The sequence below is a fragment of the Dietzia sp. B44 genome (assembly GCF_014145245.1).
In the GTDB taxonomy this organism is placed as follows: Bacteria; Actinomycetota; Actinomycetes; order Mycobacteriales; family Mycobacteriaceae; genus Dietzia; species Dietzia natronolimnaea.
On record NZ_JAALEF010000353.1, the window covers coordinates 1 to 5,575 of the forward strand.

Consider the following 5,575-nt stretch of genomic DNA (forward strand, 5'->3'; position numbering starts at 1 on the left):
CGCCGACCTGGACGAGGCGCTCGACCGGTTCGGCCCCACCTGGGTGGTCAAGGACGACGGCCTCGCGGCCGGCAAGGGGGTCGTGGTCACGCCCGACCGCGCCGCCGCGCACGCCCACGCGCTCGCCTGCCTGGACGACGGGCACCCGGTTCTGCTCGAGTCCTTCCTCGACGGCCCCGAGGTGTCGCTGTTCTGTCTCGTGGACGGCGAGACGGTGGTCCCGCTCCTCCCCGCTCAGGATCACAAGCGTGTCGGGGAGGGGGACCGCGGACCCAACACCGGCGGGATGGGTGCCTACACCCCCCTGCCGTGGCTGCCGCAGGGGATGGTCGACCGGATCGTCTCCGAGGTGTGTGAGCCGGTCGCCCGCGAGATGGTCGCACGGGGATGCGGCTTCTCCGGTCTCCTGTACGCGGGTCTGGCGATCACCACGTCCGGCCCCGAGGTCGTGGAGTTCAACTGCCGTTTCGGTGATCCCGAGACGCAGGCGGTCCTGGCGCTACTGGAGTCGCCCCTGGGGCAGGCCCTCCACGCGGTGGCCACCGGCCGTCTCGCCGAGCTGCCTCCGCTGGTGTGGCGCGACGGCGCCGCCGTGACCGTCGTGCTGGCCGCGGAGAACTACCCGTCCTCGCCACGCCGGGGGGACGTGATCGAGGGCGCCGAGCAGCCGGGGGTCTTCCACGCCGGGACGGCCCGGGACGAGAACGGGCGACTGGTCTCGGCCGGGGGGCGGGTCCTGTCGGTCGTCGGGACCGGTCCCGACCTCGCCGCCGCGCGCGCGGAGGCCTACCGGATCCTCGACGGGGTCGAGCTGGGCGGCGGTCACTTCCGTCGCGACATCGGCCTGGCGGCCGAGGAGGGACACATCAGCATCCCGGGCTGACGGCGGCAACCCGCCGGGCTGACGGCCGATCCGCCGTGCTGAACGCGTCCGTCCTCAACGAGCCCGTCCTCAACGAGCGTAGAGGGCCATGCGCGGCGCCTGCGCGACCAGCCAGGGGCTGAACGCGAACGGCGTCGCGTCGATGGCCTTGCGCACGTCCTCGGGCCGGGCCCAGTGGTGGGCACACACCTCGTCCGCCCGCGGGGCCAGGTCGGCGCGGATGCGGGCGGTGAACACCGGGCAGATCTCGTTCTCCACGATCCCGGAGTCGTCCACCGCCCGGTACCGGAAGTCCGGCAACGCCGGCTCGATCCCGTCCACGCGCGTCCCGAGTTCCTGTTCCGCCCGTCGCACTATCGCCTCGGCGGGGTCCTCGCCCGGTGCGGGGTGACCACAGAACGAGTTGGTCCACACGCCCGGCCAGGCGCGCTTGTGCAGCGCGCGACGGGTGAGCAGGACGCGGCCCTCCTCGTCGACCACGTGGCACGAGAACGCCAGATGCAGCGGGGTGTCGGTGGTGTGGACGGTGGCCTTGTCCGCGGTGCCGACGGGCTGGCCGTCCTCCGAGAGGAGGACCACGTACTCGGTGCCCGCGGGAGCGGAGGCGTCGGGGAGGGAGGACATGCCGCCAACCTTAGGCGCTCCGGGCCGGACGGGCCGCCGGGGACTCAGACGGCGAGGTCGCGGGCGATCACCAGTCGCTGGATCTGGTTGGTGCCCTCGAAGATCTGGGTGATCTTGGCCTCGCGCATGTACCGCTCCACGGGGAACTCCCGGGTGTAGCCGACGCCGCCGAGCACCTGGACCGCGTCCGTCGTGACCTTCATCGCCGCGTCCGTGGCGGTGAGCTTGGCGATCGAGGCCTGGCGGGAGTAGGGACGGCCGGCGTCCTTGCGCCGGGCGGCGTCGAGGTACGTGGCGCGGGCGGAGGTCACGGCCGCGGCCATGTCCGCCAGCAGGAAGCCCAGGCCCTGGTGGCCGATGATGGTCTTGCCGAACGCCTCGCGCTCATTGGCGTAGGCGACCGCGTCGTCGAGTGCCCGCTGCGCGATGCCGGTGGCCACCGCGGCGATCCCGAGCCGGCCCGAGTCCAGGGCGGAGAACGCGATGCGCAGTCCGTCGCCCTCGGCGCCCAAGAGACGGGCGGCGTCGACCCGGGCGCCCTCGTAGGCGGCGGTGGTGGTGGGCACGCCGTTCAGGCCCATCTTGTCCTCGGGCTTCCCGAACGTCAGGTTCTCGGTGTCGCGGGGGACCAGGAGACACGAGATGCCGCGGGACCCCTCGCCGGTGCGGACGAAGGTGTTGTACACGTCGGCGATCCCACCGTGTGTGATCCAGGACTTGGTGCCGGTGACCACGAACTCGTCACCCTCGCGCTCGGCGCGGCACCGCAGCGCCGCCGCGTCCGACCCGGCCTGTGGCTCCGAGAGCGAATACGCGCCGATCTGCTCGCCGGCGAGCATCCCGGGCAGCCACTCGGCCTTCTGCTCGTCGGAGCCGGCGGTGGCCAGGGGGAAGCAGGACAGACCGTGCACGCTCGTCGCGACGGCGACAGCCGCCCACCGGGCACCGAGCTCCTCGAGCACCTGCAGGTACACCTCGTACGGCTGGTCGCCGCCGCCGAACTCCTCCGGATAGGGCAGCCCCAGCAGGCCCACCTCGCCGAGTTGCGCGAAGAGCCCCTCGGGATAGGTGTGGTTCCGCTCGTGCTCGGCCGCGATCGGCTCGAGCAGCTTGTCCGCGACCGAGCGGGTCATGTCGAGGAGTTCGTACGCCTCGTCGCTGGGGAGCAGTCGGTCGACGGCCATGGGAGTCCTTCCGGGTACGTGCGGGAATCGTCGGGTGGTCCCATTAGAGTGCACGGCTCCGGAGCAGTCGTACCAGCCCCGAAAGCGGGGGTGCCCGTCGGTGGGTGGTGTGCGGCGGGCCTCTGCAGCAGTATCTGCAGACATGTCTGCAGATACGACCGAGACCACGCCGCCCACCGGCACGCCCCTGTCCCCGGACGAGCTCCTGGCGATCTACGACGTCCCCGGTGCGAGTGCGGCGGAGTTCCTGTGCGACCGCCACGACCCCGACGCCGTGGCCTTCACCGTGATCGACGCCGACCTGTCCGGTCGCGACATCACCTACGGCGAGCTGAAGGTCGGGAGCGAGAAGGTGGCCGCCGCCCTGGCGGCTCTCGGTGTGGGCGAGGGGGACCGGGTCGCCACGCTCATGGCCAAGTCCGCGGACCTGGTGTTCACGCTCATGGGGATCTGGCGCCTGGGCGCGGTGCACATGCCGCTGTTCACCGCGTTCGCCTGGCCCGCCATCGAGATGCGGATCACCGGCGGCGACGCCCGGGTGATCGTGTCCGACGCCGACCAGCGGGGGAAGCTCGAGAGCACGTCCGTCCCGGTGGTCGTGGCCGGGCTGGCGGACTGCCCCGGTGCCCGGGAGGGAGACCTCGACCTCGACACGATCGTCGGCGACCAGGAGCCCGGTCGCGGCGCCGCGGTCACCGGCCCGGACGCCGGGATGGTGATGCTCTTCACCTCGGGCACCACCGGCACCCCCAAGGGGGTCGTCGTCCCCGTCCGCGCGCTCGCCGCGTTCCACCAGTACATCGAGACCGGTCTGGACGTGCGCGCCGACGACGTGTTCTGGAACGGTGCCGATCCGGGCTGGGCGTACGGCCTCTACTACGGCATCCTCGGTCCGCTGGCGGTGGGCCGCCGCAGCCTGCTCCTCCACGCCCGATACACCCCGGAGTTGGCGTTCGCCGTCCTGCAGTACTACGGGGTCACCAACTTCGCGGCGGCGCCGACGGTCTACCGGACGATGCGCGCCAAGCGCGACATCGCGCCGGACGTGAGGCTCCGCCGGGCCTCCGCCGCCGGTGAGCCGCTCACCCCCGAGGTGATCGAGTGGTCGATCGAGCAGTTCGGTGTCGAGGTCCGGGACCAGTACGGCCAGACCGAGCACGGGATGTTCATCATCAACCCCTGGCACGACTCGCTGCGCGAGGACGTCCGTCCCGGGTCCATGGGAGTGCCGCTTCCCGGGTGGGGGTGCACCGTGCTCGCGGCCGACTCCGACGAGACCGCGCCGGTGGGGGAGCTCGGCCGCGTCGCGATCGACGTCCCCGCCAGCCCGCTCATGTGGTTCACGGGGTACCACGACGCGCCCGAGAAGACGGCCGAGCGGTTCAGCGCGGACGGCCGCTGGTACTACACGGGCGACGCGGCCAAGCTCGACGCCGACGGTCATTTCTACTTCTCCAGCCGCGACGACGACGTGATCATCATGTCCGGCTACCGGATCGGCCCGTTCGACGTGGAGTCCGTCCTGGCCAAGCACCCGGACGTGCTGGAGTCGGCGATCATCGGCGTCCCCGACGAACTGGCCGGTGAGGTACTCGAGGCGTACGTCGTGCTGCGCGAGGGTGTCGAGGGTGACGACGACAAGGCGGAGGAACTGCAGAAGTGGGTCAAGACGGAGTTCGCGGCCCACGCGTTCCCCCGGAAGGTCCACTTCGCCCGTGAGCTGCCCAAGACGCCGTCGGGCAAGATCCAGCGGTTCCTGCTGCGCAAGGAGCGCGGGGCGAGATAGAGAGCGCGGAGCGGGGCTCCAACCGGGAGTTACGTACGGTCACATAAAGACGGTTCATGGGTCTATGCTCGGCCGATGAAAATCTCGCGAGGAGCGCGCGCCCTCGGCGCCGCCGCGCTGGCCGTCGTCGTCCCCCTCGTGTCCGCCACCGCGGCGGTGCCCGCGGCCGCGAACCCGGTGATCTCCTCCATCGCCCCGGACCCGTCGGTCCAGAGGGGAGCGGACGGCGCCTTCCACGTCTACGCGTCCTCGGACGACTGGTCGGACGGTGCCGGGTACCGGCTCGTCCCGCACTTCCGGTCCTTCGACCTGGTCGAGTGGGAGTACGTGGGGGACGCCTTCGGATCCCGTCCCTCGTGGGCACCGTCGGGGTCGTACCTGTGGGCGCCGGTCGTCCACGTCGCCGACGCCGGAGCGGTCATGTACTACACGACCGGCGGGCCGGCCCCCTGTATCGGGATGGCCACCGCGCCCGGGATCGAGGGCCCGTGGACCCACGGCGGTGCGCCGATCGTCTGCTACGGGGCCGACGCGCCCTATCGGGATCTGGATCCGATGGACCCCGAGGTGGTGTTCACGGCCGACAGCCCGGTCATGTTCATGGGGAACTTCGAGGGGATCCACGCGGTGCGGATGAACCCAGCGGGGACAGCTCTGATCGGCGACCCCGTCCTGGTGGCCGGTACGGGCGTCGAGGCCCCCGCCATCGTCAGCCGCGAGGGCAGGACGCACCTGTTCACCAGTGCTGGACTGTGTTGCAACGGCGAGCAGTCCCAGTACCGGGTGTTGGGTGGCCGCGCCGACGACGTGATGGGCCCGTACTCCGATCGGCAACAGCGCCCGTTGGTGCAGGGGCCGGGTTCCCCGCTGCCCGGCGACGTGATCCTCAAGGGTGACGCCGACTGGGTGGGACCGGGTCACGTCGACGTGACCACCGACGACGCGGGGCAGGACTGGATGCTCTATCACGCCGCCCCCCGCGGCAGCGCCGTGCTCCCCAACGGGGTGCAGCGGCGGTACATGATGCTCGACCGCCTGGACTGGGTCGGCGGGTGGCCCGTGGTCGGGGACGGCACCCCGTCCTCGACCCGGTCCGCC

General features: G+C 71.6%; 5 protein-coding genes. 3 read left to right on the top strand and 2 right to left on the bottom strand.

Going from position 1 to position 5,575, the window contains the following annotated elements; translation table 11 throughout:
* Window positions 1-883: phosphoribosylamine--glycine ligase (gene purD / locus G6017_RS11730; protein ID WP_182617493.1), on the top strand; the 883-nt coding region annotated here is incomplete at its 5' end.
* Between the two features lie 69 nt (window positions 884-952).
* Here the strand turns inward: purD and idi are convergent.
* Both idi and G6017_RS11740 read right to left on the bottom strand, forming a co-directional pair.
* A complete protein-coding gene (idi, locus tag G6017_RS11735; RefSeq protein WP_017835303.1) occupies window positions 953-1,507 on the bottom strand; it encodes an isopentenyl-diphosphate Delta-isomerase in 555 nt (184 codons plus the stop codon).
* 44 nt (window positions 1,508-1,551) lie between these two features.
* On the bottom strand, window positions 1,552-2,691 hold the full coding sequence (locus G6017_RS11740) for an acyl-CoA dehydrogenase family protein (protein WP_107748804.1): 1,140 nt from the start codon (window positions 2,689-2,691) through the stop codon (window positions 1,552-1,554).
* Between the two features lie 142 nt (window positions 2,692-2,833).
* Between G6017_RS11740 and G6017_RS11745 the strand changes: the two genes are divergently transcribed.
* Complete coding sequence (locus G6017_RS11745; RefSeq protein WP_107748805.1) at window positions 2,834-4,477, top strand: AMP-binding protein; 1,644 nt, start codon at window positions 2,834-2,836, stop codon at window positions 4,475-4,477.
* Window positions 4,478-4,552: 75 nt separating this feature from the next.
* Window positions 4,553-5,575: family 43 glycosylhydrolase (locus tag G6017_RS11750; protein WP_182617495.1), on the top strand; the 1,023-nt coding region annotated here is incomplete at its 3' end.